This window comes from Neolewinella lacunae, from assembly GCF_014349155.1.
Classification (GTDB): domain Bacteria; phylum Bacteroidota; class Bacteroidia; order Chitinophagales; family Saprospiraceae; genus Neolewinella; species Neolewinella lacunae.
Genome location: NZ_JACSIT010000046.1, coordinates 1 through 1,373, shown reverse-complemented (window position 1 = coordinate 1,373; position 1,373 = coordinate 1). Strand labels below are relative to the sequence as shown.

Sequence of the window (1,373 nt, the reverse complement as noted above, 5' to 3'; positions counted from 1 at the left end):
ACCGCATCAGCACCCCGCAGGGCTACCGCCACCAGGCCGTCACCGGCACGGTTCAGGTTGATCGCGCCTTCGCCTGCGTAGCTGGCCGTCACCAGTTCCAGGCCAGCGGCCAGTTCGATCGTGCCCTGGAAGCCCGCCAGCTCAGTGCTGCGGATTTCCATCGTGTGCGTCTGACCAGCTTCCAACTGCGCGTCAGCAGCTTCGATGGAGGCCGTAGAACGTCCGTTGCCCACTACGTCACCGTAAGCGAAGGCTACGAAGTCCGCATCCAGGATGCTGCCCGTCAGGTCGTTGGCATTGTACACCTCGGGGAAAGCCGCAGCGTAGGGGTTGCTCACGTCAACGTCCGCCGGTACGAAGCCCCAGCTCTCGCCGGTAGCGTAGTTCGCGTCAAGGCCGAGGATTACCCGCTGGATCGCAACGAGGTCCAGTACGTTCAGGTTCCGGTTCTGGTCGACGTCCGCCGCCAGGTAGTCGTAGGGAGAAGTGAAGTCCTCAGCACCCAGGATCACGTTGGCGATCTTGACGATGTCCGAAGTCTTTACATCCTGTACGTTTACCGCTACGGCGTACTCGGGTTGTACCGTGTAGTCCGCGCCCATCGTCAGGTCAACGAAGTTGAACTGACCAGCAGCGTCGGTCAGCACCGTCTCGTCCATCGCGCCGCCTTCGCCCGTCAGCGTCACCGCTACGTTGGCCATGGCGCGGTCCGTCCGCGTGGCGATCGTTCCCGTCAGGTTCGGACCAGCCTCACCGCACACGCCGTCCTGGAAGGCCTGGACTTGTACGATGACCGAGCAGTAGTCCGCACTGCCGTTGTCGGCAACGGCGTACACCCGCACCGGTACGTCCTGATTGACTACCTCGCAGTCCAGATCAATGCCCAGACGGCCAGCCACTGGCGTGAAGCCGGCAACACCCGCTTCTTCTTCCGTGTAGATGCTGTACTTATCGATCAGGTTGCCGAAGCAGTCGAACACATCGCTGGCGATGAAGTCCGTGGCCCAGATCGCAGCCATACCACCACCCTGGCCGTTGGGCATCAAGGTCACGGTCAGCGTCTGGATACAGATTGGCGTCGGCGCTTTGTCCGGCGTTACACAGAACTCCAGGATCTCCACGTCGAAGTTACCACAGCCGTCCGCCGCCCGGATCCGGATGGCGTGCTCGCCTACTGGTACGTTCGTCGCGCGGATCGAGTAGCTGCCGTCGCCGTTGTTCGTCAGCGTGATGCCTACGCCCAGCGCCGCAGCGTTGTCCGGACGGAAGCCTTGGGCTACGTCGTAGTTCGCGTCCAGTTGCAGCGTCACGTCAACGTCGGAGCACTCGTCTACCGCCGTGAAGGTCAGCGTCAGGTCGGCCGTGCACGTTAC

1 pseudogene is annotated in these 1,373 nt (G+C 62.5%); it reads right to left on the bottom strand.

Annotated elements, in window-relative coordinates:
- Positions 1–1,373: pseudogene (locus H9S92_RS02225) on the bottom strand (hypothetical protein); the annotation flags it as partial.